This is a genomic window from Neopusillimonas aromaticivorans (assembly GCF_030344915.1).
GTDB lineage: Bacteria > Pseudomonadota > Gammaproteobacteria > Burkholderiales > Burkholderiaceae_B > Neopusillimonas > Neopusillimonas aromaticivorans.
This window is the reverse complement of the sequence record NZ_CP128233.1, coordinates 2,098,402-2,123,492: the sequence shown is the minus strand read 5'-3', so window position 1 is coordinate 2,123,492 and position 25,091 is coordinate 2,098,402. Positions and strand designations below refer to the sequence as shown.

29 protein-coding genes and 4 pseudogenes are annotated in these 25,091 nt (G+C 57.1%); 10 read left to right on the top strand and 23 right to left on the bottom strand.

Annotated features, from left to right (window positions below):
- Positions 1-4 precede the first annotated feature (4 nt).
- Positions 5-891, bottom strand: a pseudogene (locus N7E01_RS11715) (LysR family transcriptional regulator).
- 132 nt (positions 892-1,023) lie between these two features.
- Between N7E01_RS11715 and N7E01_RS11710 the strand changes: the two are divergent.
- The 5 genes from N7E01_RS11710 (at position 1,024) to N7E01_RS11690 (ending at position 4,967) form a co-directional block, all read left to right on the top strand.
- Complete coding sequence (locus N7E01_RS11710) at positions 1,024-1,998, top strand: TerC family protein (protein ID WP_289173000.1); 975 nt, start codon at positions 1,024-1,026, stop codon at positions 1,996-1,998.
- A 228-nt stretch (positions 1,999-2,226) separates the two neighbouring features.
- On the top strand, positions 2,227-3,327 hold the full coding sequence (locus tag N7E01_RS11705; RefSeq protein ID WP_289172999.1) for an LLM class flavin-dependent oxidoreductase: 1,101 nt from the start codon (positions 2,227-2,229) through the stop codon (positions 3,325-3,327).
- Entirely contained in the window at positions 3,324-3,821 is a 498-nt protein-coding gene (locus N7E01_RS11700) for a flavin reductase family protein (RefSeq protein ID WP_289172998.1), read from the top strand. Before N7E01_RS11705 ends, N7E01_RS11700 begins: the two co-directional genes overlap by 4 nt.
- Positions 3,822-3,975: 154 nt before the next feature.
- A complete protein-coding gene (locus tag N7E01_RS11695; protein WP_289172997.1) occupies positions 3,976-4,641 on the top strand; it encodes a cupin domain-containing protein in 666 nt (221 codons plus the stop codon).
- A gap of 32 nt (positions 4,642-4,673) precedes the next feature.
- A complete protein-coding gene (locus tag N7E01_RS11690; RefSeq protein WP_350495037.1) occupies positions 4,674-4,967 on the top strand; it encodes a helix-turn-helix transcriptional regulator in 294 nt (97 codons plus the stop codon).
- Between the two features lie 179 nt (positions 4,968-5,146).
- Here the strand turns inward: N7E01_RS11690 and tsdA are convergent.
- From tsdA to N7E01_RS11655, 7 genes and pseudogenes are all read right to left on the bottom strand, one after another.
- Positions 5,147-6,117 (bottom strand): annotated as a pseudogene (tsdA, locus tag N7E01_RS11685) (gamma-resorcylate decarboxylase).
- A gap of 32 nt (positions 6,118-6,149) precedes the next feature.
- The gene (locus tag N7E01_RS11680) at positions 6,150-6,623 is read right to left on the bottom strand and encodes an acyl-CoA dehydrogenase family protein (protein WP_289172996.1); all 474 of its coding nucleotides are present in this window, start codon (positions 6,621-6,623) and stop codon (positions 6,150-6,152) included.
- Positions 6,533-7,369, bottom strand: a complete 837-nt coding sequence (locus N7E01_RS11675; protein WP_289172995.1) for an acyl-CoA dehydrogenase family protein — start codon at positions 7,367-7,369, stop codon at positions 6,533-6,535. Before N7E01_RS11675 ends, N7E01_RS11680 begins: the two co-directional genes overlap by 91 nt.
- Positions 7,370-7,402: 33 nt before the next feature.
- Entirely contained in the window at positions 7,403-7,915 is a 513-nt protein-coding gene (locus N7E01_RS11670) for a flavin reductase family protein (protein WP_289172994.1), read from the bottom strand.
- A 77-nt stretch (positions 7,916-7,992) separates the two neighbouring features.
- Positions 7,993-9,267, bottom strand: coding sequence for a TRAP transporter large permease (locus N7E01_RS11665; protein WP_289172993.1), 1,275 nt, complete (start codon positions 9,265-9,267; stop codon positions 7,993-7,995).
- Positions 9,264-9,668: a TRAP transporter small permease gene (locus N7E01_RS11660; protein WP_289172992.1), complete on the bottom strand. Its 405-nt coding sequence runs from the start codon at positions 9,666-9,668 to the stop codon at positions 9,264-9,266. Before N7E01_RS11660 ends, N7E01_RS11665 begins: the two co-directional genes overlap by 4 nt.
- A 158-nt stretch (positions 9,669-9,826) precedes the next feature.
- Positions 9,827-10,834, bottom strand: coding sequence for a TRAP transporter substrate-binding protein (locus tag N7E01_RS11655; RefSeq protein ID WP_289172991.1), 1,008 nt, complete (start codon positions 10,832-10,834; stop codon positions 9,827-9,829).
- Positions 10,835-11,247: 413 nt separating this feature from the next.
- On the opposite strand from N7E01_RS11655, the gene N7E01_RS11650 reads away from it, so the two are divergent.
- Both N7E01_RS11650 and N7E01_RS11645 read left to right on the top strand, forming a co-directional pair.
- Complete coding sequence (locus N7E01_RS11650) at positions 11,248-11,454, top strand: hypothetical protein (RefSeq protein ID WP_289172990.1); 207 nt, start codon at positions 11,248-11,250, stop codon at positions 11,452-11,454.
- The gene (locus tag N7E01_RS11645; RefSeq protein ID WP_289172989.1) at positions 11,418-11,678 is read left to right on the top strand and encodes a MarR family winged helix-turn-helix transcriptional regulator; all 261 of its coding nucleotides are present in this window, start codon (positions 11,418-11,420) and stop codon (positions 11,676-11,678) included. Before N7E01_RS11650 ends, N7E01_RS11645 begins: the two co-directional genes overlap by 37 nt.
- A 79-nt stretch (positions 11,679-11,757) precedes the next feature.
- On the opposite strand, the gene N7E01_RS18930 is transcribed toward N7E01_RS11645, so the two are convergent.
- The 15 genes and pseudogenes from N7E01_RS18930 to N7E01_RS11585 all read right to left on the bottom strand — a co-directional run bounded on the left by N7E01_RS18930 (position 11,758) and on the right by N7E01_RS11585 (position 23,374).
- The gene (locus tag N7E01_RS18930) at positions 11,758-12,501 is read right to left on the bottom strand and encodes an efflux RND transporter permease subunit (RefSeq protein ID WP_350494843.1); all 744 of its coding nucleotides are present in this window, start codon (positions 12,499-12,501) and stop codon (positions 11,758-11,760) included.
- Between the two features lie 2 nt (positions 12,502-12,503).
- Positions 12,504-13,166, bottom strand: a complete 663-nt coding sequence (locus N7E01_RS18925; RefSeq protein ID WP_350494842.1) for an efflux RND transporter permease subunit — start codon at positions 13,164-13,166, stop codon at positions 12,504-12,506.
- Positions 13,167-13,257: 91 nt separating this feature from the next.
- Complete coding sequence (locus N7E01_RS18920) at positions 13,258-14,226, bottom strand: efflux RND transporter permease subunit (RefSeq protein ID WP_350494841.1); 969 nt, start codon at positions 14,224-14,226, stop codon at positions 13,258-13,260.
- A complete protein-coding gene (locus N7E01_RS18915; RefSeq protein WP_350494840.1) occupies positions 14,177-14,722 on the bottom strand; it encodes an efflux RND transporter permease subunit in 546 nt (181 codons plus the stop codon). Before N7E01_RS18915 ends, N7E01_RS18920 begins: the two co-directional genes overlap by 50 nt.
- Positions 14,719-15,768 carry an efflux RND transporter periplasmic adaptor subunit gene (locus tag N7E01_RS11635; protein WP_289172988.1) on the bottom strand — a complete coding sequence of 350 codons (1,050 nt, stop codon included), beginning with the start codon at positions 15,766-15,768 and terminating at the stop codon, positions 14,719-14,721. The genes N7E01_RS18915 and N7E01_RS11635 overlap by 4 nt, the downstream gene beginning before the upstream one ends.
- A 53-nt stretch (positions 15,769-15,821) precedes the next feature.
- Positions 15,822-16,454, bottom strand: coding sequence for a flavin reductase family protein (locus tag N7E01_RS11630; RefSeq protein WP_289172987.1), 633 nt, complete (start codon positions 16,452-16,454; stop codon positions 15,822-15,824).
- Positions 16,455-16,943 carry an aromatic-ring-hydroxylating dioxygenase subunit beta gene (locus tag N7E01_RS11625; RefSeq protein WP_289172986.1) on the bottom strand — a complete coding sequence of 163 codons (489 nt, stop codon included), beginning with the start codon at positions 16,941-16,943 and terminating at the stop codon, positions 16,455-16,457.
- 4 nt (positions 16,944-16,947) lie between these two features.
- Positions 16,948-18,273, bottom strand: a complete 1,326-nt coding sequence (locus N7E01_RS11620; RefSeq protein ID WP_289172985.1) for an aromatic ring-hydroxylating oxygenase subunit alpha — start codon at positions 18,271-18,273, stop codon at positions 16,948-16,950.
- Positions 18,274-18,612: an ABC transporter ATP-binding protein gene (locus N7E01_RS11615; protein WP_289172984.1), complete on the bottom strand. Its 339-nt coding sequence runs from the start codon at positions 18,610-18,612 to the stop codon at positions 18,274-18,276.
- Complete coding sequence (locus N7E01_RS11610; RefSeq protein ID WP_289172983.1) at positions 18,609-18,917, bottom strand: ATP-binding cassette domain-containing protein; 309 nt, start codon at positions 18,915-18,917, stop codon at positions 18,609-18,611. The genes N7E01_RS11615 and N7E01_RS11610 overlap by 4 nt, the downstream gene beginning before the upstream one ends.
- Complete coding sequence (locus N7E01_RS11605; RefSeq protein WP_289172982.1) at positions 18,917-19,690, bottom strand: oligopeptide/dipeptide ABC transporter ATP-binding protein; 774 nt, start codon at positions 19,688-19,690, stop codon at positions 18,917-18,919. The genes N7E01_RS11610 and N7E01_RS11605 overlap by 1 nt, the downstream gene beginning before the upstream one ends.
- Positions 19,691-19,701: 11 nt before the next feature.
- Entirely contained in the window at positions 19,702-20,097 is a 396-nt protein-coding gene (locus N7E01_RS11600; protein WP_289172981.1) for an ATP-binding cassette domain-containing protein, read from the bottom strand.
- Complete coding sequence (locus N7E01_RS11595) at positions 20,094-20,981, bottom strand: ABC transporter permease (RefSeq protein WP_289172980.1); 888 nt, start codon at positions 20,979-20,981, stop codon at positions 20,094-20,096. The genes N7E01_RS11600 and N7E01_RS11595 overlap by 4 nt, the downstream gene beginning before the upstream one ends.
- Entirely contained in the window at positions 20,978-21,700 is a 723-nt protein-coding gene (locus N7E01_RS11590) for an ABC transporter permease (RefSeq protein WP_289172979.1), read from the bottom strand. The genes N7E01_RS11595 and N7E01_RS11590 overlap by 4 nt, the downstream gene beginning before the upstream one ends.
- Before the next feature lie 370 nt (positions 21,701-22,070).
- Positions 22,071-23,374 (bottom strand): annotated as a pseudogene (locus N7E01_RS11585) (ABC transporter substrate-binding protein).
- Between the two features lie 440 nt (positions 23,375-23,814).
- Here N7E01_RS11585 and N7E01_RS11580 point away from each other — a divergent pair.
- The 3 genes and pseudogenes from N7E01_RS11580 (at position 23,815) to N7E01_RS11575 (ending at position 25,035) form a co-directional block, all read left to right on the top strand.
- The gene (locus N7E01_RS11580; RefSeq protein ID WP_289172978.1) at positions 23,815-24,336 is read left to right on the top strand and encodes a 4-vinyl reductase; all 522 of its coding nucleotides are present in this window, start codon (positions 23,815-23,817) and stop codon (positions 24,334-24,336) included.
- A gap of 57 nt (positions 24,337-24,393) precedes the next feature.
- Positions 24,394-24,483: pseudogene (locus N7E01_RS18910) on the top strand (hypothetical protein); the annotation flags it as partial.
- Positions 24,484-24,489: 6 nt separating this feature from the next.
- Positions 24,490-25,035 carry a GntR family transcriptional regulator gene (locus tag N7E01_RS11575; RefSeq protein WP_289172977.1) on the top strand — a complete coding sequence of 182 codons (546 nt, stop codon included), beginning with the start codon at positions 24,490-24,492 and terminating at the stop codon, positions 25,033-25,035.
- Positions 25,036-25,091 lie beyond the last annotated feature (56 nt).

Sequence of the window (25,091 nt, the reverse complement as noted above, 5' to 3'; positions counted from 1 at the left end):
CCCGCTACCTGACCGCGGCGACCAGGGCGGTAACCAGCGCATGCTGATGCCCCCTGCGGGTGCGAATGGCATAGACCTCTTCGCACACCCCGGGGTCTGCCCCAGGAACCGCAACCCTTTTAAAAACCTGGCCTGTTCGGCGCCAAAATGGCTCACGGGAAACACCCCCATTCCCTGGGCAGCGAACACGGCCATCAAGGCGCTGTCTTCAAACTCACCCACCACATTCGGGCGCAGGCCTTGCTCGTGAAACCAGCGATCCAGCGTCCGGCGCAATTCGGAATGCCCGGTCGGCAACAACACGGGCAATGTTTCCAGGCAAGCCGGAAACGCCATGACCTCTTTCTTCTTGACCCAGAGGGCCGGCCCATACCAGTCAACCGGGGATGTCACCAGACGCTCACTGCTTAAACGCAGGGTATTGCTTGACGGCGCGGCCTGACCGGCCAGCACTACATCGACGTGATGCAAGCTCAGTTCCACCAGCAACCGGTCAAACTCGTCTTCATGACACACCAGATGCAGGTCAGGGGTTTGCAACACCGGGGCCAGCAAGGCATGCGCCGCGAGCTTTGAAATTCCGTCTGACAAACCCACCGCCAGACGCGCCACACGCTTGTGCGCCGCCTGACGCACATCTTGGGGCAACAGTTGCCCCAACTGAAAGATTTCTTCGGCGCGCGAAAACGCCACCGAGCCTGCCTCGGTCAGGGTGACGCCGCGACCCTCGGGCTTGAGCAGCTGGCAACCCAGCGACTGCTCCAGTTCACGCACCTGAACCGAAATGGTTTGCACCGCCACGCCAAGGCGCTCGGCCGCACGCGAAAACCCGCCTTCCTTGCCAACCACCCAGAAATAGTAAAGGTGCCGGTAATTCAAGGTATCGAGCATGAGGACCTTTGGATTTATTTCGTAAAAACAGAAATTAAATTCAATTCTAATATGGTTTTTCCGAAGTATCCAAAAGCGCAGAATTTGGCCTGTCGTTCGTAAATCCATTCATCAGAATCCAAAGGTTTCATCATGGCTGATCTGCTTCCCCTACTTTCAACGCCGTTAGCCGGCGTGCCGGGCTGGACCTGGCTATTCTTCTTTGCCATCGTCCTTACCCTGCTGGTGCTTGACCTCGGCGTCTTGCACAAAGAGCAACGCGAAATCGGCATTCGTGAAAGCCTGATACTTTCCGCCGGCTACATCGCCGCCGCCCTGCTGTTCGGCGGCTGGGTGTGGTGGTACATGGGCGCCCAGCAAGGCCTGGACTACTACACCGGCTTCCTGATTGAAAAGTCACTGTCAATGGACAATATTTTTGTCATTGCACTGATTTTCAGCTACTTTGCCATCCCGCCCAAGTACCAGCATCGGGTACTGTTCTGGGGCATCCTGGGGGTCATTGTCTTGCGCGCCATCATGATTGGCCTGGGCGCTGCACTGATCAATGAGTTTGACTGGGTACTGTACATTTTCGGTGCCTTTCTGGTGTTCACCGGTATCAAAATGTGGTTCATGGCCGATTCACAACCTGACATGGACAAGAACCCGGTGCTGAACTTCGTCAAACGACACATGCGCCTGACCGATCAGTTGCACGGCAATGCCTTCTGGGTAAAGCAACCTGACCCCAAAACCGGCAAGCTGGTCCGCGTCGGCACCCCGCTGTTCCTGGCCCTGGTCATGGTCGAAATGACCGACCTGGTCTTTGCGGTGGACTCGATTCCGGCCATTTTTGCGATCACCACCGACCCGTTCATTGTTTATACCAGCAACATTTTCGCCATTTTGGGCCTGCGTGCGCTGTATTTCGCGCTGTCTGCCATGATTCACCGCTTCCATTATCTGAAGTATGCACTGGCCCTGATCCTGGTGTTCATCGGCTCCAAGATCTTCCTGGTGAACTTCATTGGCAAGATCCCGGCGGCATTGTCGCTAGGTGTAACAATTACCCTGCTTATTGGTGGTGTCGTCATCTCCCTGAAGAAAACCGCAAAGCACAAATAAGGGAAAACCCTAATAAAATAGTGTTTAGTATCAAATACCTATAAAAATCAAAGGGACGCGCGATGCGTCCCTTTTTCTTCGATACATTTATGCACAATTCCGACAGGCCCTGCACAAATCAGATAGTGCTTAACCGGCCTGAAACAGTACTGTTCGGTTGTGGCATCTTCCGCCTGCGGTAATGCCAAGTCCACTGACCCTTACAATTCACAGTGCATCGGAGACTTCATGGAAACCAATAACTTCCTCAAGCGTGACCACTTCAAGCTGGGCACCTTCTCGACCAACTGCTCGGGCGGCATGACAGTTTCAAAACTGCCTAACCGCTGGAAAGCCGACTGGGAAAGCAACCTCAAGCTGGCCAAAATGATGGACGCTGCCGGCATGGACTTCATGCTCCCGATCGCTCGCTGGATCGGTTACGGCGGTGAGACCGACTTCCACGGCTACGTGCTGGAAACCGTGACCTGGGCAACAGCCTTGCTGGCCAACACCCAGAACATGACCATTTTCGCCACTGTACAAACCGCTTGCAACCACCCCGTCGTAGTCGCCAAGCAAATTGCCACCATGGCACAGATCAGCAACGAACGCGTTGGCCTGAACATCGTTGCCGGCTGGAACAAGCCCGAGTACGACGCGCTTGGCCAGAACCTGCCTGACGATCACGAAACGCGCTACGGCTATGCCCAGGAATGGTACGACATGATCAAGCGCATCTGGACAGAAGATCAGCCGTTCAACTTCGACGGCAAATACTTCAAGACCACACGCACCTACGGCAACCCCAAGCCAAAAACCATGCCCCCGATCTATAATGCGGCAGGTTCCGGTCTGGGTCGTGAGTTCGCTGCCCGCAATGCTGACTTCCTGTTCACACCGGCTATCGACCTCGAGCGCTCGAAAGAAGAACTGAAAGAACTTAAACAGCAAGCCCTAGACCAGGCCGGTCGCAAGGTTGGCGTATTGACGTTCTCGCACGTTATCTGCCGTCCTACCGAAGCCGAAGCCAAAGAAGTCTGGCAATCACTGCAAGACAACGCCGACTGGGCCGCTGTCGATAACCTCATCCGTTTGCAATTTGCACACGCTCACTCCTTCCCGCACGACCTGATGAACCTGATCCGCGAACGCTTCGCAGCAGGTCACGGCGGTTTCCCGCTGGTCGGTACACCCGAGCAAGTCGCTGACGGCATCACTCAACTTCACGAGACCGGCTTTGGTGGTACAACGCTGTCGTTCTTCGACTACGCTGAAGAGTTCCCTTACTTCCGCGACAACGTTCTGCCCATCCTTGAGGCTCGTGGTATCCGCAAGAAATTCGCATGAACGACGTAACACTTAATCAGGACTTCAGATCCGCCATGCGCCAGCTGGCTGGCGGTGTCTCGGTAATCACCGCCGCTCACGGCGACGAACGCACCGGGTTGACGGCAACTTCAGTGGTGTCCATTTCGATGGACCCCGCCGAATTGCTGATCTCGGTGAACCAAAACTCGTCATCGTGGCCAGTCATCGAAAAATCCGGGAAATTCGGCGTCAATGTGCTGAAGAAAGAACAGCAGATTGTGGCCGAACACTTCTCGGGCAAGGGCGGGCTTAAAGGTGCTGAACGCTTTGCAGACGACGATTGGTTCCAGACCGAAGATGGTGTCTGGCTGTCGAGTCGCGCATTGGTCGCTTATGCCTGCAACGTCGAAAAGGTCTGGACACACCATCAGCACTCGCTGATTGTCGGCCAGGTCACCCGCATTGAAATCAATGCAGGTCCCGATCCCCTGACCTACTGGCAAGGTGGTTACGGGTCATTCATCAAGAACTGACTCGGTCAGCAGTCCTGACCTAAGGAAAAACCCCAGAGGCACAAAAAACAGTTTAGGTATAAACTGTCACCTTTGTGTCTTTGGGGCGTTTTTCGTCTAACTGGTGCCATTTTCCGGCAACAGGCTCAGATCCGGGCGCCAAAGGAAAATGTACATGCAGGCGGCATCACCAGCGCTGTTGCGCGGCCATTTGTTTAGTCGTTTCCCGAAATTTACTTCACATGATGCCGAAGAAGTCAGGCAACAGGTTAGTCGTATTTTTTGTGACCACGATCTGAAGGTCGTCGGCAAGTCTCAGGCGCTTAATACCCAAATTCATTTCCGTCGCGGCAATCGTGTCAGCTACGGGCGCATGCTGTATGGCGCAACCGTTGACATCGAACCCGGCAATCTCGACGATTTTTACCTGATTCAAATTCCGGTTGCGGGTCACGAAACCATTCAGTGCGACCGGCATTCAATTCTGTCGAGCACCAACGTAGGCACCATCATCAGCCCCGAACTGGCGTTTCGCATGCGCCATGAAAAAAACGCCGAAAAACTGTTCATTCGCGTCGAACGCAAGGCCTTTGAACAGCAGTGCGCCCAGTACTACGGCCATTTGTTGCGCGGCGCCCTTCACTTCGACCCGGCCATCAACTTTGAAAGCCCTCTGGTGCAGTCACTCAAGCGCTTGCTTGAATGGCAACTGTTCGAAGCTTCTGAAGGTGACCTGTTCAACCAGCCCCTGGTCGCCGCACGCTTTGAAGAAACCCTGATGGTATCGCTGCTGTGCAGCCTGCAGCATAACCAGCAGGCCAGCAACGAAGCCACCCCGTAGCGCCCGGTTTTGTAAAGCGGGCCGAAGCCTATATCGAACACCACGCCCATCTGCCCATCACGGCCGCCGATATCGCCGAACATGTCGACGTCAGCATTCGCAGCCTGTTCGCCGGCTTTCGTAAATACCGCAATACCTCTCCCATGCGCCAGCTCAAAGAGCGGCGCCTGGAAAAAGTTCATCACGATTTGCTCAACCCCGGGCCAGACACCAGCGTCACCCAGGTAGCGCTGCGCTGGGGCTTTTCGCACCTGGGGCAATTCTCGGCGGCGTACCAGCAGCGTTATGGCGAACTGCCGTCCGCTACATTAAAGCGCCGGGCCTGAGATAACGTTAAAACGCCGGGCCCGAAACGACCCCGGTCCTGCACTGATCTGACATCAGCCGCTGCTTCGACACCCGGCACAACCCTCCACTCCAGAAACAAAAAAGCCGCCTGATGCTATGCAAGGCGGCTTTACTGGGCCAAACGATGCCGGCACTCTCGCCGGCACGAATTACCCGTTTACAGCTTGAACAGTTTCTTGGCGTTCGTGCGCCCCATCTTCTGGCGATCCAGTTCTGAAATCGTGGCCGTGTCAAACCAGTCGGCGGCATGGTCGACGTTTTCAAACGGCCAATCGGTCGAGAACAGGATGCGGTCGGCACTGATTTCCAGCATGGCATCGATCAATGTCTGGGTGCGGAAGTTGCCCGATGTCGTGATGTAGAAATTTTCGTTGAAGTAGTCAGCAATGCGACGCTTGGCTGGATAATTCGGCGCCACCTTGACCCAGGCATTACGATTATCAATACGCCACATCATGTAGGGCAGGCCTTCACCCATGTGACCCAAAATGATGTTCAGATTGGGGTGCTTGTCGAACAGGCCAGAGCCCATCAAACGCAAGGCATGCACAGCGGTTTCTTGCGCGAACGCCCAGGTCGGGCCCATCAGCCAGGGGTGGCCGGCATAAATACGGGCATCTTGCGGCAACGGGTTGCGCGGGTGCAGGTAAAACGGCACATCCAGCTTCGACACCACGCTCCAGAAGTCCAGATATTCGGGCAGGTCGTAATACAGGGGGTATCGGCATCACGCTGGCTGAAACCATTCACCAAAGCACCGACAAAACCCAGTTCGTTCACGCAGCGCTCGAGTTCGCGTGCCGCGGCTTCGGGGTCTTGCAAGGGCAAGGCCGCAAACGCACGAAAGCGATCCGGACGCTTGGCACACTCTTCGGCCAGAAAATCATTGGCCTTCTTCGCAATTTCAATCGCGCGTGGCACATCGGGAATCGCCTGAACAGCAGGGGCATTCAACGACAGAATCATGGTCTCAATGCCGTGCTTGTCCATCAGGTCAAGACGCTGACCGTGAATATCCAGCAGGCGGGCCTGCAGTTGAGTCCAGTAGTCACCGGGTACGAAACCGGCAGAGTCCATCAGGGTATCGGGGATAGCGAAGTGTTCTTCGAGGGCGATTTTGCCTTGCATAAGTGCTCCTTGATTGTTGTGATTATGAAAATTCAATACTGGCCTTTCGGCTCCAGACCCAGCATGTGCTGTCCGACCATGGTGCCGACAGCGTCCCAATTCATGCTGATATGACGGCCAACCGCGTTGGCGTCACGCCATGCACGCTGAACCGGGTTGTCCATGTTAAGGCCCAGACCACCGGTTGAGGCGTTCAGGGCCTCGACGGCACGCAAGGCCAGGCTGACTGCAAACGATTGGCCGCGCCGGCTTAACAAGCGATCTTCGACCGGGAACGGCTCGGCCTGGGCGGCCAGTGCCTGCGCCCGGGTGACATCACGCAACAAGATTTCACGGGCCGCATCAACGCTGGCAGCGGCTTCGGCCACACGCAACTGAATGGTGGCAAATTCGGCCATGCGGTTGTTGCCACCGGCTACGGCGCCACGAGTGACCCGATGGCTGACCGACTCGATGTAACCTTCCAGCGCCCCTTGGCCGCGCCGACACCCGCGCCAGCCAGACATGAGGGGATGCCGGTGAGCAGAGGCATATTGAACAACGCCTGGTCTTTATACAGTTGGGCGCCGGGTGTTTTTCCGGTAACCGCTTGCGGGAATGTCAGGACACGATGGGCCGGAACCACAACGTTATCGAGAATCAGTGTCTTTGACCCGGTACCGGCCAACCCGACAACATCCCAGGTGTCTTCAATCGTGTATTGTGTCGCGGGCACCAGCAAAAAGGCCGGCACCGGCTTTTGGCCATCGCTACCGGGCAGAACGGCCGCACACAACGACCAGTCGGCGTTTTCACAGCCACTGGCGAAACTCCAGCTTCCGCTCAGGGCATAACCGCCGTCGACCCGGGTGGCCATATTGACCGGTGCATACGACCCGCAGAGCAGCGCGTCAGGGTTTTCACCCCAGACATCCATTTGAGCTTGCTCGGGGAACATGGCCAGCAACCATTGGTGGGCCGACAACAAACCGGCAACCCAGCCCGTGGCGGCACAAGCGGCGGCCACATCGATATTCGCATCGACCAGATCCACAAAATTTCCGGGCTTGCCACCAAACCGTGCGGGCTTGACGATGTCGAAGTAGCCCACTTCACGCAAGGCCTGAATATGTGCTGCCGGCACCCGGCGTGCGCGCTCGGTGCTCAGTGCATTGTTCCTGAACTGCACGGCCAGACCGGCAACGCGCTGTTTCAGGGTGGTCTGTTCGTCTGATTTGCGTTCCAGTGCTTCGACGTTCGTGTCAATCATCATGATGGTCTCCTGTTGGTTTTATTGGCTAGACGTTCAGACTGCGGGGGCTGTGCTGCAGTACTGCGCGTTCTCGTACAGCAAAGGACGCGTCGTTTCTGCCGTAAAGGCATCAAGAACGCGCCCGATAAACAAGGTATGCGTGCCGTAAGGAACCGCAGCAATGCGTTGACAAATTGCACGAGCATGGGCGGTTTGAAGGGTCATCAGTCCAGACGACTCATGGCGTGTCCACTCCCCATGGGAAAAACGCTCTTCGGGGGTGGCTTTGCCGCTGAATGCATCCGAAATGCCGCCTTGGGTACTGGCCAGCACGTTGACGGCAAACTCGGGCTGACGCGACAGCATGTCGTGCAGATACGTACGGTTGTTCAGACAAACCAGCAGTGCTGGCGGGTCCATGCAAACCGAGGTCACGGCCGTTGCCGTCATGCCGTGATCCACACCATCGTGGCGGCCGGTAATCACGGTAACGGTTGCCGGGAACTGGCGCATCAGGGAACGAAAGTTCGCGCTGACAACCTCTGGTGACGCAAAGGGTGCGTTCATGCTGTCTCCTTTTACAGGCATGGATTTATTGTTTTGCCAATATTAAATTGCAAATGCAAATGTTGTCAACGCAATATTTACATCAGCAAATCAACACCAAATTGAGAAATCGCCGGAACGTACGTCACCAGAATCAGTGCAAAAAGGTATAGATACAGGAAAGGCATAAGCCCCCGGTAAATAACCGGCAACGGGATTCTGAACAGGGACTGCATCACAAAGATGTTGATGCCGAAGGGCAGGGTGAACAAACCAATCGCCAGGTTGAACGTCAGGATCATGCCGAAGTGAATCGGATCGACACCGGCAGCGGTAATCACGGGCACCAGCAACGGGGTCAGCAGCAAGATGGCCGACAACGGGTCCAGCACGCAGCCGATCAGGAGCAGCAGGATATTGATGCCAAAAAGCAATTGCCAGCTGCTGAACTCGGCCGCCGTGATCCAGCTCACCAACTGAGCCGGGATCTGGTTGACCGTGATCATCCACGAAAATACGCCAGCGCACGCCACAATGACCAGAATTTGTGCACTAAAACGGACGGTACTGATGGCCGCGTCAAGCAAACCACGAAGAGGCAGCACCCGCATGCATACGACTGTTGCCAAGGCGGCGTACAAACACGCCACTGCGGCAGCTTCCGTCGGCGAAAACACACCACCGTAAATACCACCGATAATGACAACCGGTACGCCCATTGCCCAGACTCCGCGCTTCAACGCACTCCATAACACGCTCAGGCGCAGCGGGCTGGAATCATCACCAGGATGTTTACGCCCTACCCAAATGCAATACAGCGCCAGAATGGCGACAATTAACAGACCTGGTCCAATACCCGCGGCGTACAGGCGAGGAATCGACTGGTCAGCGGCAGCCGCGTAAATAATCATCGGTACCGACGGCGGCAAAATCACACCGACAGCACCTACAGAAACCAGCAAACCCGACGAAAACCCGTCGCTATAGCCGGCGTTTTTCAAGGAAGGGTGCATGACCTTGCCGACGGTGGCCACCGACGCCGCACCCACCCCGCTGATCGCGCCAAAAACCGCCCCCGCACCCACCGCAGTCAGTGGAATCTTCCCGGGCACCCGGCCAATCGAGGCCCGCACCAGATTGACCAGACGATCGGCAATGCTGCCCCGATCCATGATCTCGCCCGCGAAAATGAAAAGCGGCAGCGCAAGCAACGCATACGCATTTACTGAAGCAAACATGGTCTGCTGTAACGCGACCATCGGTACGCTCATGTAAAGAACCAGGGTCACCGTCGCTGCCGTCAGCAACACAATGAAAATCGGAAACCCCATCAACAACAGCAATACGGGCAAAGCGCCTAACGTCCAGCTCATGAAAGCTCTCCTTCAGTCTTGAGCAATTGTGGAATACGCAATAGCGCAATCAAGGTAATGGCACCAAAGCAAACCATCACCGTGCCATGCGGCAACCACATCGGCAGGTCAGCCATGCTGCTGCGCTGATCCATCGCATAAACACGCTGAACAAAACCCGCAGACGCCCACGTCATGAAGCCAGCGGCCCCGACGGTAACCAGCGATTCGAGAATACCCAGCAACCGCTTGACAGCAGGAGGGGCGGAATGCACCAGCACATCCATCCGCAGATGCTGACGCTCTGCGCTGATGCTGATTGCGCCCAAAAATGCAATGGCCACCATACCGAAAACCAGCAACTCATCAGCGGCCAGGTAACTAATATCAAAAAATAACGAAGAACAATATTGGCGCAACACAGCAGAACCATCGCCATCAAAACAAAGGCGAGCGCCGCCTGGATGGCACCGCTGACACGGGCAATCATTGACAACATAAGAAACTCTCTGGGCAAAAAGGGTGCGCCGCAGCGCACCCGGAATCGCGGGATCGATTAGCGTAAGGTGTCAGCCGACCACTACTTGCCGACGCGCCACTGTGCCGCCTTGAACGCTTCCAGCTCAGGACGCAGGGCCGGGTTGGCTTTCGTCACCTCGGGCATGACCGCGTTGACGGCATCGAGATAGGCGGTCTGCTCTGGCGCGGGCAGTTCGATCACCTCACCGCCATTCTGCTTCCAGATATCAAACGCTTTATTAACAGCCGTACGGTTCCATTCGTTGGTGACAGGCAGTGCCTTCACAGCCGCCTCGCGCACCACTTTGGCCAGATCAGGGCCGATCTTGTCCAGGAACGCATTGCTGGCCACCGCCGTAACGATCAGGTAGCTTTGCGGCAGGATGGTCATGGGTTTGGCGACGTCATAGAACTTGCCCGTGGTGTACACCGGCACGCCGGCCAGCAAACCGTCAACCGTACGGGTTTGCATGGCGGGCAAAACCTCGCCCAGTGCCATTGAAACCGGGGCGGCTTCCATCTTCTTGTAAGGGGCAACGTACAGCGGCGAAGGTCCGGCAACACGAATTTTCTTGCCCTTCAGGTCTGACACCTGACGTACGCCGTCAAGCGTCAGCAACGCCAGAGGGCCATGCGGGAAGGCCGCAATGGTTGTGACACCCTTGTCGTTGCCATATTTGCTGATGCGTTCGAGAATCTGCGGGTCCGACAATACCTGCTGGGCATTTTCGAAACTCTTGAACAGGCCCGGAACGTCAAAGACCTCAAAGCGCGGATCAAGTTTGACAAAGAACCCTGACGCGGGAGCTGTAACCTCGATCGTGCCAAACACCACACCCTCAACCGTGGCCGGAATCTGGCCCAGCTGATTGGCGGGATACAGCTCGACATTGATCTTGCCCTGCGAACCGCTTTCAACGCCTTCCTTGAAGGTTTCCATCCACTTCAAAATGGAATCGTTGTTGGTGGGTGACGATACTTTCAGGGTAAACGCCTGGGCAGCAAAGCCAGACAAACCCAAGCCTACGGCCAGTGCGGCCGATACGATTTTCTTTTTCCAGTCCAACATAGTCTCCTCGGTTGCAGGCCCACACGTCAATCGCGTCGTACCTGCCGGTGCAGCACTTGCGGCGTTTCCACGCCCAACTGCGGCGCACGCGTCTTTAATTAATGAAATGTCGCGCAGTCGGCCGATTGACCCGGTTTTTTACGCGTACGGCGCTACTTTCTTATGATTCACAAAATTTGTCAATACAAATGTTGTTTAGTAAATAGTTGCCATAGAAAGTGTCTATGGTGTATTTTTCGGGCTGCACCAGATACGGCAGAATGTTCTAACATTCGCAGGGGTAACATCATGAACAGGCTATGTCATGTCATGTGTCCGATATACCCAAGATGCGCCCAGCTAACGAAAACCGCCGTATCCGCTCACCAGAAACGCGGTACCAGCCTCACCCATGAACTAACCCCGACCTGCCCATGACCTATAAATTCACCAGCTCTTTTCCGTATCTGCTCAACCGCGTCGGGGTAAAAATGGGCGAACTGTTTTCGGTCCGTCTGGCCGAACTTGACCTGACCTTGCCGATGTACCGCGTTATGGCGGTCCTGCGTCAGGAAGGGCTCAAAGCCTGGGCGACCTTGGCGCCATGGTCACTGTCGAGGTATCAACGCTGTCGCGTCTGATCACGACAATGCAGCGCAAAGGGCTGGTCGTGCGCGTGCGACCTGAGCATAACGCCAGGATGGTCAGCATCACCCTGGCGCCGGCCGGCGAGGAACTGGTTGAAAAGCTGATGCCGTTGGCGGCGCACTTTGAATCGGTGGCCACCCAAAGCTTCACCGACGAACAAATCACCTGGCTGAAGCAGGCACTAATACAGATTCACAACGACCTGGAGAAGGTCTAGGCACGAATCCGGAACCACCAGCCGTACAACGCCGGCACGAACAGCAGCGTAATGGCCGTGCCCACCGCAACACCCCCGATCAGAACAAACGCCAGCGGCCCCAGAATGTGTCGAAGGTCAGGGGGATAAAGGCAAATACGGCCGCCAACGCCGTGAGAATTACCGGTCGGGCACGCTGCACGGCGGCCTCTACGACGCCCTCGAAGGCCGCCATACCTGCCTCGAAGTTATCGGCAACCTGCTGCGTCAGGATCAGGGTATTGCGCATCAGAATACCCGCCAGACCAGTCAGCCCCAGCAACGCCACAAAACCAAACGGCTGATTAAACAGCAGCAAGGCCAAAACCGCCCCGATCAGGCCCAGCGGCGCTGTGGCCATCACCATGAACGTGCCTGAAAACGAGCGCATTTGCAGCATGATGAACACCAGCATGGCCGCAACCATAAGAGGTTGCAGTTTCGCGATGGAGGCCTCGCCCTTGCCTGATTCCTCAATGGTGCCTGCCATTTGCAGGGCATAACCCGGCGGAAGGCTATCGCGCACTGAAGCCAGCGCTGCCCACAAGGCGTTGCTGACATCGTTGGGCTGGGCGCCCTGGATGTCTGCCTGCACCATCAGGACACGTTGGCGGTTATACCGTTTGATCAACGGCTCCTCGAATCGCGTGTCCACCGAACCCAGCTGCGCAAACGGAATCTTCCGACCTTGCGATGTCACAATTTCAAGACGGTTCAAGACCTCGGGATCATCACTGCCCACCCAGGGCCGGTCGATGCGAGCCACCACACTGACCGTGCGAATATCCTGACGCAACTGCGTCACCGTCACCCCTCAAGCAGGAACTGCAGCTGGCGCGACACCTCCAGCGGGGTCAGGCCCAGCAAGCGCAAGCGTGCCGGGTCCATGTTCAGATGCAATGCCGGTGCGCGATCATCCCATTCAAGATGGGCATCGCGCACATGCGGACTCTTCTGCATTTCCTGGCGTACGGCATGCCCCAGCTCGCGCAGAACGGCAGCGTCCGGGCCGATCAGACGAAACGCCACCGGCCAGATGACGGGTGGGCCATACAACAACCCCTTGACCCGGACCCGGGCTTCGGGGAAAGCCCCATCATCAATCGCCTGCTGCAACCGTGCAATCACACGGTCACGCGCTTTGGCATCATGCGTCACGGCAATCAGCTTGGCGAACGCCGGATCAGGCATTTCAGGACTGGCCGAAATAAAGAACCGGGGCGCTCCGCCCCCGATATACGCCGAGAGACTGCGCACATCGTCATCTGACGAAAGCAGGGCCTCGACCTTGCGCACGGTGTCATCGGTAACACGGATACTGCTGCCTTGAGGCAGATAGACACTGACCAGAACCTCGGGCCGATCGGACGCCGGAAAAACTGCTTCTGCACGACCGTCGCCATGCCGGCAATGGCAACGACCAGCAGGGCCACCGTACCGAGCACCACCGTTTTTCGACGCACCACGCACCAGGTAATCAGCGCCCGCAACCGGACATAACCCGGAGTTTGATAGGCATCATGCGCATGCCCACCGCCCTGTCCGACCTCAGGCAACAACTTCACCCCAGGTAAGGCACAAAAACGACGGCCACCAGCCAGGAAACGACCAAGGCGATACCCAGCACCCAGAAAATGTTACCGGTATATTCGCCCACCGCAGACATGGCGAACCCGACCGGAATAAACCCTGCCACCGTCACCAGCGTACCGTACAGCATGGGTGCGGCCGTCACGTTCCAGGCATGGGCTGCAGCCCGGACCCGATCCCAGCCCGCCTCCATCTTGACCAACATCATTTCCACTGCAATGATGGCGTCGTCCACCAGCAAGCCCAACGCCAGAATCAAGGCCCCCAGGGTCACACGATCCAGGTTGATATTCATCAGCAGCATCACCATGAACGTAATGCCCAGTGTCAATGGAACGGCAATACCGACAATCAGACCGGCTTTGACACCAATGGCCAGCATACTGACCGCCACCACCACGGCAATCGCCGCAAAAAACTTGACCTGGAACAGATTGACCGCCCCGGAAATGGCTTCAGCCTGATTGGTAAGGATATCCAGCGACATCCCCAAAGGCAGGCGCTCACGCTCAGCCGCAATAAACCCCTGCAGTCGGTCACCCAGATCAAGACCGTTGACTCCCTCTTCCATGACGATGCCAATCAACAAGGCATCTTCGCCACGCGACCGCACCAGATACCCGGGAGGGTCTTCATAGCCCTGCCTTACGGTGGCCACATCGGCCAGCTGAATCAACCGATCACCGATACGCAACGGCACAGATGCCAGTTGGTCAAGATCTGACAAGTCGCTGTCCAGACGCAGGTAGACCCCGGGGCCCTGCGTTTCCAGACGTCCAGCCGGCATCAGACTGTTATGAGACTCTATCGCCTGAAAAATGTCGGACGCCGATACACCCAGGTTGTTCAACCGGGCCAGATCGAAATCAATGAAAACCCGCTCGGGACGTTCACCCAGAATCAGGGCCTTGCGCACACGGAACGTGCCGGATACGGTCACGGATGGCCTCGGCATCGCGAGTCAGTTCGCGCATGGGCAAGCCCGGTGCCGTCAACGCCATCAAACTGAAATACACATCGGCAAAATCATCATTGACCATCGGGCCGATTACGCCAGGCGGCAAACTGCCCGCTTCTTCCTGCATGCGCTTCCTGACCTCATAAAACAGATCAGGCACCTGCTCTTTCGGGGTGTAATCAAGAAACTCGACCTGCAAGTTGGCCTGGCCCGGGCGAATCGAGGACTCGATCTTGTACAGATTGGGTACCTCTTGCAGGCGCTTTTCGAGCCGATCAACCACTTGTGTCTGCAATTCGTTCGGAGTGGCGCCCGGCCAGGCCGCAGAAACAACCAAGGCCCGAACCGTAAACGGCGGATCTTCCGCACGACCCAACGCCATGAACGCGTAGATCCCGGCAATGACAGCCAGAATCAGAAAAAACAGCGTTAGCGCCCGCTCTTTGACCGCCAGCGCCGACAGGTTCGGGAAGCTCATTTCTGGTGTTCCCGAACAGCCATGCCATCGTGCAGCAGGTGGGTTCCAAGGGCGACCACCACATCACCCGCCTGCAATGGCCCGGCAATACGTGCCGTTTCAGCATCCATCCCCAGCAAAGTCACAGTAACCGGCTCAACCTTGTCGTCACGCAAGCGCCATACGTGTGGACCTTGGCCACGTTCGCTGATGGCGCCGACCGGCACAACGAAACTGTTCTGAGGCTCGGAGCCGCTGTCGGGAAAACTGACACGCACCACACTGCCCAACTGCAGCTCGGGCGCGTCGGCCGGTATGCTGTAACGTGCCCGCAAGGTACGACTTTGTGTGTCAACAGCCCCGGCCGCTTCACGCAACGGTAAACGCACCGTCTGGCCAGACGGGTCCAAAACCGCCTGTGGCGGCGGCACACGCCCTTCGGGCAGGTAAACCTGCACTTCACGCGCACCTTCATGGGCCAGCACTGCCACCGGTTGGCCGGCAGCAACCACTTGCCCCACCTCGGCCGTCATGTCGATCAGCACGCCCGCAGCCGGGGCCGCCAGCGTGGCATACGACAACGCATTGCGCGCTTGCTTCAACCGGGCCTGAGCGGCACCGACGCGGGCCTGCGCCTCGCGTACCATCAGTTCGGCCTGCTCGGCGGCCTGCCGGCTGACGGCGTTGTGCACCAGCAATTGTTGATGGCGTTTCAAATCATCCTGGGCAATGCGCCGCGCTGCCTGAGCAGCTTCAAACGCCGCCTGGGCTTCTTGCACCCCTTGCTCAAGGTCGCGAGTATCCAGGCGAAACAGCGTGTCATCTGTCTTGACGGTCTGACCCGCATTAACGGCACGCTGAACAATGCGCCCTGGCACCTGAAAGGCCAACGGCGACTCGACCTGCGCCCGAACGGTGCCCGACAGGCTTAACGAGCCGGGGCTACCCGATTCGAGTACCCATGTCTTGACGAACGGGGCATGGGTACTGGCCGCTGTATCAGCGACGTCACCGCACCCGGAGAGAACGGCAACCGCCGCCAGAAAAAAGGCTGAAAGAAAGCGCATCAAAATTCCATTGTAAAACCCGGATGGAATCGTAACTGATTTGCCTATCCTTTTTACACGGCCTTGGGCCGGGGACGCTTGTGAATTTCACCCAGTGAGGCGTAAAACGGCCCACCCAGACGAGCCACCGGGTCAAGTGCCACGCTGTCAATGTGACGCCCATCGTATACGGTATTGGCAACGTGGAACGCCACGATTTCCGCAATGTACAGCGTATTGATACCCGTACCCAAGGGAACAATCTGGGTCAGGCGGCACTCCATTTGCGCCGGTGACACCGCGACCCGGGGCGGCCTGACCTGCGTGCTGGGCATCAGGGGAATATCGAGCACCCGGGCCTCACTGACATCGGCCGGATATTCGGCACTGCTCTGGTTCATGGCATCCAGCGCGGAAGTGGGCGTGATGTTGACCACAAACTCGCCGGTTTCACGAATATTGCGGGCAGTATCCTTGAGCGTACCGTCATCTTGCAACGCAATATTGACCGCCAGCATGGCCGGGCTATGCGCCACATAATTAAACGAACTGAACGGCGCCACATTGACCAGCCCGGCTTCATTCTGGGAGCTGATCCAGGCCACCGGACGCGGTACCACCAGGCCGGAAACCAGCTTGTAGGCCATGCTGCCGTCGATATCGACAGCAGCAAACGAGGTCATGTCTTGGGGTTGAAACGATTTCATTTAGATAAACAATTGGATTGCAGGAAGAAAAGCGTCTGAATTTAACAGTTCCACCCGCTTCTCGACAATCTGGAACCCCGCCTCAACCGGCCGCAACGTGTACACGACACGCGCACCCACAACCACCTGATGACCGGCCTGATGCTCAAGATAGACCAATTGCGTACGTACCTTGGCGTAACCCGTTCCCTCTTCCTGCGTTACCAGCACTTCAGGGCGCTGCACGACATGCATGCCACGCACGCGGGGCTGCAACGAGTGCGCCCGCGGGTGAGCCAGACGCTCGATGCGCAGCGCCAGCAGCATTTTGGTTTCCAGGGCGATCGCAACCTGGGCCTCGGGATCGGTGTGTTCGGGCTTGATGGGCACCCAATAAACACCGTCGTCGGCAAACAAGTCATACCAGGCCTGATACTGACCGTCATCGAGCAAACGATTTTCGTCGTAAACGAAATCAACCAGTTGGGTGTGCAAATCTGTCGCCTGCATGGTTTTATTCTCCTGTTGCCGGCGACATCATCATGTCGTGCCAGGCCTTGTACTGATTACGCATGACCAGTTCGTTATTGCCGTCTTCAAACTGCTGATCGGGTTGCACGGTTTCATCGGCCCGATACTGACGCTGCAAGTTGACCCAGGGGTTACCCGCCGACGCCAGTGCCTTCTGCTGGCTTTCAAACAGGTGAACATCATCGTGAGCCACCACACTCATGGGCGAAAACACCAGACGGCTGTAGGTTTCACCACGCTTGAGCATGGTGTCGGGCGCCCCCACCGGCTGGAAGGCCCAGACCTCAAGCTGAGTAAGGTTGGCCGCCAGCGGACGCAACACACGGATCACTTGCGGCGACCCCTTGGTGGCCAGGCCCGGATAGAACACCACGTTCTGCGGCGCGTAGGCCAGCACCTCATCGGCGCGCGCCTCGCCATGCGCGGCGACAAGCTGGTCTCGGTAGCCCGGCACATCAGCGTATTCACTGTGAATGCTGAACTTGGTGCCCAGAATGCTGTGGCCGTTGGGCAGCGTGCGTGCACCCATCTTGGTGTAGAAGTCATAACCTGAACCAAACGGCAGCAATTGTTCCAGCGCCGTCGGGTCGGTTTCGACAAAATGCTCACCCACCTTGCGGGCCGTGACAGCCGCCGATTCATGGGTGGAAATCGGGTGAACCGAATCGTTGATGTTTTCCAGATACATTTTCCAGTTGCATCGAATGACGGAACGAATGCAGCTTTTACCGATCTGCAACTGGCCGGTAGGCGAACGGTCGGCCATATTGTCCAGCGCCGACAACACCTCGCCAAAATAATCCGTGAACGAAGGGCCTTCCTTGGCCAGACGGGCAAACACAAAGCCACGATACGACGCCGTAGCGCCGGGCAATGGCAAGCCGCCGGCGGCCTCGCTTTCCCAGAAACCGGTATTTTCGTAACCGGCCTTCAAAGACACCGCCAGCAGGGAACCATCAAACTTGTAGCTCCAGGCATGGTACGGGCAGCGCAACATGCGACCGGCGTTACCCTGATCTTCAAACACCAGTTGCGCCCCTTTGTGCGCACAACGGTTGATGACAACACGCACCGATTTATCTGCATCACGCACTAAGATGACGGGTGTCCCCGCCAACGTCGTGGTGATGTAGTCACCGGCATTGGGCACCTGGCTTTCATGGCCGACATACTGCCAGCCACGAGCGAAGACGCGTTCCATTTCAAGCTCGAACAGCGTCGGGTCAAGATACACATCACGATGAACACGGCCATCGCGGACCAGACCGGCAATGGCCCGGGAATCATTTCTGTAATCAACTTTAGTCATTTAAACCACCTCGACTTCACGGGGCCAGACCGCATTGGCGTCATCGGGTGGAACCGATGCCAGCAAGGTGCGGGTATAAGGATGCTGGGGATTGCTGAACACGGCTTCGGTATCGCCCTGCTCAACCACATAGCCTTCACGCATGACGAGCACGCGATGGCACAGGTAACGAATCACTGAAAGATCGTGAGAGATAAGAACCACCGCAATGCCCAGTTCGCGATTGAGCGTCAGCAGCAGGTTCATGATCAGCGCCTGAACCGAGACATCCAGACCCGACACGATTTCATCCGCCACCAGCAGCTGCGGGGTCATGCATAGGGCGCGGGCAATGTTCACGCGCTGCTTCTGCCCCCGGACAACTGCGACGAGAACCGGTGCAAGGCATCTTTGGCAATACCCACCTGGTTCATCAGGCGCTCGGCCGCTTCACGACGGGCCTGCGGTGTGATGCCTGGCTGTAGGTCAAGGACCTGGGTGACCAGCTTCTCAACGGTGCGGCGGGGGTTCAGAGCCGAGTCAGGGTCCTGGAACACCATCTGGATGACTTTGCGCATTTCGGCCTGCTGTGTTGCCGTTGCCGAAGTGCGCGACATGCCATTGATCAATACCTCGCCGTCAGACGGCTCGATCAGACCGACCATCAGGCGGGCCACCGTACTTTTACCGCTACCGCTTTCCCCACCACGCCGACCAGTTCACCCGGGCGAACGGTCAGTGACAAGGGCCGCAGGGCATGGAACAACGTCCCCTTGCTGCGCCCTTGATAAACGCGTGATACCTCACGAAACTCGAGCAATGGCTGTGCGGCAGGGATAGACGGTTCAGGCAGAACATGCAATTCAGGCTGACGCTGTCCGGCCTGTGCCCGGCAATTACCGGCACACGCCACAAAATGGCCATCAACAATCTGCTCAAGCACCGGCACCGTCCGGGCACACACCTCATCACGCGTCGGGCAACGCCGCGAGAAACGACAGCCTTTCAGTTCAGCCATGTCTTTCAGGCCCGGCATCAGATCGGCCAATGTCGGCAAGACATATTGGGGCCCTTCCAGACTGGGGGTGGCATTTTTAAGTGACCAGGCATAAGGGTGCAACGGAGACTCAAGCACCGTCGCAGCCGGCCCCCGCTCGACCACATCACCGGCATACATGACGGCCACTTCGTCGCAAACATGCGCCGCCATGCGCAGGTCATGCGTCACCAGAATGACCGCCGTATTGTGACGGCGCTGAACCTCGCGCAGCACCCGGATGATTTGCGCCTGTGTCACCACATCCAGCGCGGTGGTGGGCTCATCGGCCACGATCAGTTCGGGATCACCCGAAAAAGCCATGGCAATCAGAATGCGCTGACATTGTCCGCCCGACAACTGATGCGGATAACGCAACAGCATGGCCTCGGGCTCGGGCAACCCCACCTCGGTCAGGCGGGCGACACTGTACGACTGCCATTGATCACGGGGACCTTCAAGTGCTTCAGATGTTCGAACATCTGCTGACGAATCGTCAGCACCGGATTCAGGGCGGACAGCGGCTCTTGTGGAATGAACGCAATACGCCGCCCCAAAAAGGCCCGCGCATCACGACCGGTCAGAACATTGCCCTGGAACCGCACTTCACCGCTGGCAAAACGCAGGTTCGAGGGCAACAGCCCCGACAACACCCGGCCCACCATGCTTTTGCCGGCCCCCGACTCGCCCACCAGGCCCAGAATACGCCCTTGACCGACACTGAACGATACGTTGCGCAGCAGGGCCACTTCAGTACCGGCAACCTTCACGTTGACCGAAACATTATTAAATTCAAGCACTGTGGTCATGCGTCGCTCCCACGCTTTTTCAGACGAGGATCAAGAACAATCCGTAAACCATCGCTGAGCAAATTGAAACCCAGCACTGCAAAAATGATGCCGCATACCGGCGCCAGCAAATTCCAGCCCGCCTGATAAATCTGGTCACGGCCATCGGCCAGCATCACACCCCAAGCCACCACATCGGAAGGCACCGACAGGCCCACAAAACTGAGCAGGGCCTCAACAATAATGGCCACACCCATCTGCAGACTGAACAAGGTGATGATCAATGGCGCCACACTGGGCAAGACCTCAGCCAGCATGATGCGTACGTGCGAGAACCCCAGCAATTGCGCCGCGTAGACATACTCCCGATGACGAGCCACCAGCACTTCGGCTCGTACCACACGGAAAAAGCGGGTCCAGTCGACCAGCACCACCGCCAGAATGACGTTGACCACACCGGTACCCAGACCCACCATCAGCATCATCGAGAACACGACAGGCGGGAAAGCCATCCACAGCACCACGATGGCACTGGTGACCCGGTCAAACGTGCCCCCCATATAGCCGGCAATAATCGCCAGCACCGTACCCAGAACCATGGCCCCGGTCGCGGCCACAACAGCCACCAGCAAGGCCAGGCGACTGCCGTAAATGAGCCGGGACAACACGCAACGCCCCAATGAATCGGTGCCCAGCGGATACTGCGCCAGCCCGCCTTCATCCCACATCGGCGGTAACAACGTTGCCAGCAAATCCTGGGCATTCGGGTCGTTGGGCGCCAGCCATGGCGCAAATACAGCCACACAGACAAAAATCAGAACCAGCAGCCCGCCCACCAACACCTTGGGATGGGCCAGCCACGCGCCCAATGGGCTGCGCGAAGAAGTTGCAGCTAAAGTACTCATGCGTTTCTGAGCCTCGGATTAAGAACGGCATACAGCCCGTCAATGCAGAAGTTGACCGTCAGCACCATCAGACAAAACACCAGGGCCACGCCCTGAATCAGGGGCAAGTCGTGATTCTTGATAGCCTGAACCATCAGGTTGCCCATGCCCGGGAAGGAAAAAATCACCTCGATGAGCAGGGTGCCGCCGAACAGGAAACCGAACTGCACACCGATCAGGGTCAGGGTCGGCAACGCGGCATTCTTCAACATGTGATGCATCAGCACACGCCACTCGGACTGGCCGCGCAAGCGTGCCACCATGACATACTGCTCGGTGGCCGTATCGAGCAGACTGGATCGCAGGACGCGAATAATGATGGGACTGAACGAGAGCGCCAGCGCCAGCGCCGGCAACAGCAGGTGCGACAGCGCGTCCCACCAGGCCGACCATTGCCCGGAGAACAGCAACGTGATCAGCAAGAACTGCCCCGGCCCACCCGCATCAAAGTCAGACCCCAGCCGCCCCATGAACGGCAGTACCGGGTACAACACGCCGAAGACGATGATGAGGATGATGCCCCACAAGAAAGAAGGGATGGACAGCAGCAGCACAAGCCCGAAATCGGCCAGCACTTCGCCTTTCTTGCCATTCAGTTTGTACAAAATGATGCCGCCGGGAATCGAAATCGCCAGCGCCATGAACAAACTGACAAACGCCAGTTCAAGCGTTGCCGGCAAGGTATCAGCCAGCAGCTGTACAACCGGCGCCCGGAAGAAAATGGACTCCCCAGATTGCCCTGCAAGGCCTGACCCAGCCAGACCAGATATTGCTGCGCAATCGATTTGTCCAGCCCCAGCGCCGTGCGCAACGCGTCGGCATCGGCGGCCGTTGCAGAAGGGGTAGCATCATGCCCAGCGGGTCGGCCGGGATCATGCGTAATACGATAAATACGACGATAGACAGGACAACGGAGGTCAACACCACCGAACCCAGCTTTCGTCCAAGAAGAAACACTATGCCTGAAGACATGCCTTACCTGCTGCAATCAACTGCGTTGTCAAAAAAGGCGGCGCCGAGGCGCCGCCCTTGAAACACCCAATGGCGTTTTTATTTCCAGCTGTATTCCTGAGGAAGGATGTACCCGGTCTGGTAGATGGGCACATTCAGATTCTTGTTATGCACCACGGTAGAAACGGACTGCAACACCGGCAGGCTCCAGGCATTTTCAGCCGCCTTGCGATTGAAGGCCTGATAGCCGGCAAGACGTTTGGCTTCGTCGGTCTGGGCATTGATCACGTCAAGCTCTTCGGCCAGGGCCATGTCTTTCCAGGTTGAAAAACGCATGCGCGGGTCAAGAATACGACCGGCAAAAGTTTCGGGATCGCCCGTAGCGTTGGCCCAGCTGTACAGCATGGCACCGGTCAATTTTGATGAATGGCTCAGTTCAAGGTACTTGGCGACCGTGATTTCTTCGACGGTTGTTTTCACACCGATCTGGGACCACATTTGCGCCACGGCACGGGCCACGTCGTAATCGGACGGGAACGTGTTGTTGGTTGAGAACAGAGTGATTTCAAGCGGCTTGTCGACGCTGTAACCGGCCTTGGCCAACTCTTCGGCGGCTTTTTCTTGTCGAACGGAATTGAAAAGTCAGGCACATCGGCGGGCGAACCCTTGGTCGCCAGCACAGAAATCGGCTGCGCCACGTTGTTATAGAAGGCGCGCGACAACCCCTGCTTATCGATAGCCATGTGCATGGCGCGGCGCACATGATCGTTCTTGAAGGCTTCTACATAGCTGGGCATTTGCAAAATGTAGATTTCGCTGTACGGGTACACCTTGGCTTCAAGCTTGGGGTTGTTCTTCAGGCGGTTGACTTCGCGTACCGGAACCTGGACGGCCATATCGACCCGACCTGATTCAACCGCAGCCACACGAGCCGACGAATCGGGCACGATATCAACGATGACACGATCAATCTTCGGCTTGCCGCCCCAATATTTGTCGAACGCTTCCAGCGTGATGCGCGAACCACGCTTGTAATCAACGATCTTGTAAGGACCTGCGCCCACGGGCTTGTCCTGGAACTCGGCCTCACCGACTTTCTCTAAATACGCCTTGGGCAAAATGTAGGCCGCCAAGGTGCCCAGATACTTGGTGGCGGTTGGCGAGGCTTTTGAAAAGCTCATGATGGCCTTGTTAGGCGCAACAACTTCCACACCACTGACGGTAGGCATCATGCCATTAAGTGCCAGGGTCTTGGTATTCATGGCGCGCTCAAACGTGAATTTCACGTCATCGGCGCTCATCTTGCTGCCGTCGTGAAAGTACACATCGTCGCGCAGCGTCAGTTCAAGACGGGTGCGAGAATCGTCAAGCCAGCGATATGACTCGACAAGACGCGGACCCACTTGCAGGTCATCACCGACAAACAGCGGCGAGTCGAACACCGCCTTGAAGATGGACTGCCCGGCCGGGAAGGTCACTGCGGTCGGATCCCAGGTGGGAACGTCTACCGGAAACGCGATTTTGAGCTCCTGCCCCTGCTGGGCCTGCGCACCTGCGCCCAGCAAACCCAAACAGGCCCCCAAGACCAGGCCCGCTGTTTTTTTACGCCATAGTTTCACGTGAATGTCCTTTTGATTTTGTGGATGTGAACCCCTTACCCCTGCCGCAGCCGCTATCGGACAGAAATAAAGCGCATTTGTCTGTTATTGCGTAAACAGTATATTGTTTGCACTCAAAAATCGTCGATAATGGTTTACCCTAGTCATTAAAACTTTAAAAATCATCAAGTTATTAAAAACTAAATCAGTATAATTTATACATTAAAAGGATTCAGGAATCGTCAATGAGCCAATCACTTCGCAACCGCATGACCTGGGATACCGACAACGGCCAGATCCTCGACGACACGCGCCGCTACGTCATCATCCGCAACGACGTCCTGATGGGCATCTTCAGCCGGCTTGACGCCAGCAGCGCGGCACAAGCTCTCGCCGCCTTCGAAAACTCGGTCATGCAGTCCGGCGGACAATCGGCGCGGGCTTATTTCAACGCACTGGGCAACGACGTCAACAAATTGCTCGACACCATGGTGGCGTTCTCGGCTGAACTGGGATGGGGAGTGTGGTCATTTTCACGAACTGCCGCCGCGCTCGAACTGACGGTTCGCAACAGCCCATTTGCCGCAGGCCATCCCAAACCATCGGCAGGGCCGGTCTGTCACCCTATCGTTGGCATGTTGCGCACCGTGGGCGAACTGGTTTTTGACAATCGTGTTGAAGTCCGGGAAACACAATGCTGTTGTCACGAAGTGCACGCCGATGTGTGCCGCTTTTCCATTGCCGCCGTGCACCCCGAAAACCCATGACCAAACCCGACCGCAAGCCCCGGGCCCAAAGCAAAAACCCAATATGCGCGAGCAGGTATACACACACCTGCGTACCCGCATGCAGAAGGGGAAATCGGGCTGGATGATCGCCTGGTCGATCACGAAATCGCCACCGAGCTTTCGGTGTCGCGCATGCCGGTGCGTGAAGCACTGATGCAACTTAAAAATGAAGGCTTGCTTGAAGGGACATCACGGGGGTTTGTGCTGCGACGGTTTACGCCTACCGACATTACCCAGATCTTCGAAATCCGGTTGCTGCTCGAACCCGCCGCTGCGGCCGAAGCCTGCAAGAACGCCTCGCTTGAGGCCATTGCGCGCATGAAGGTGGCTGCCGATGCCTCTGAAGCTGCGCATAACGACGACGATATCGTGGCGTACATGGCCGCCAACAGCGCATTTCGCTCAACCTGGATCAGCCAGGTGCCCAACCAGCACCTGGCCGACATGATCAACCGACTGGCCGCACATTTCGAGGCCGTGCGTCTGGCCACATTGCGAAACCCCACCTACAGGGCGTCATCGCTCGAGTCAACGCAACGCATCACTGCAGCGTTTCTGGAACACGGCCCCCAGAAAGCCATTGAAGGGGTTCAATACAACCTGCGCAGTTCGGCTGCGTCGTATTACGCCGTGCGCGGTGCATATATTGAACAGACCCAGGCCGGGCGCCAGCCATAGCCGGTACGCCCTGGTAGACAGCGGTTACAGCAACGACACAATCAGCCAGTAAATAC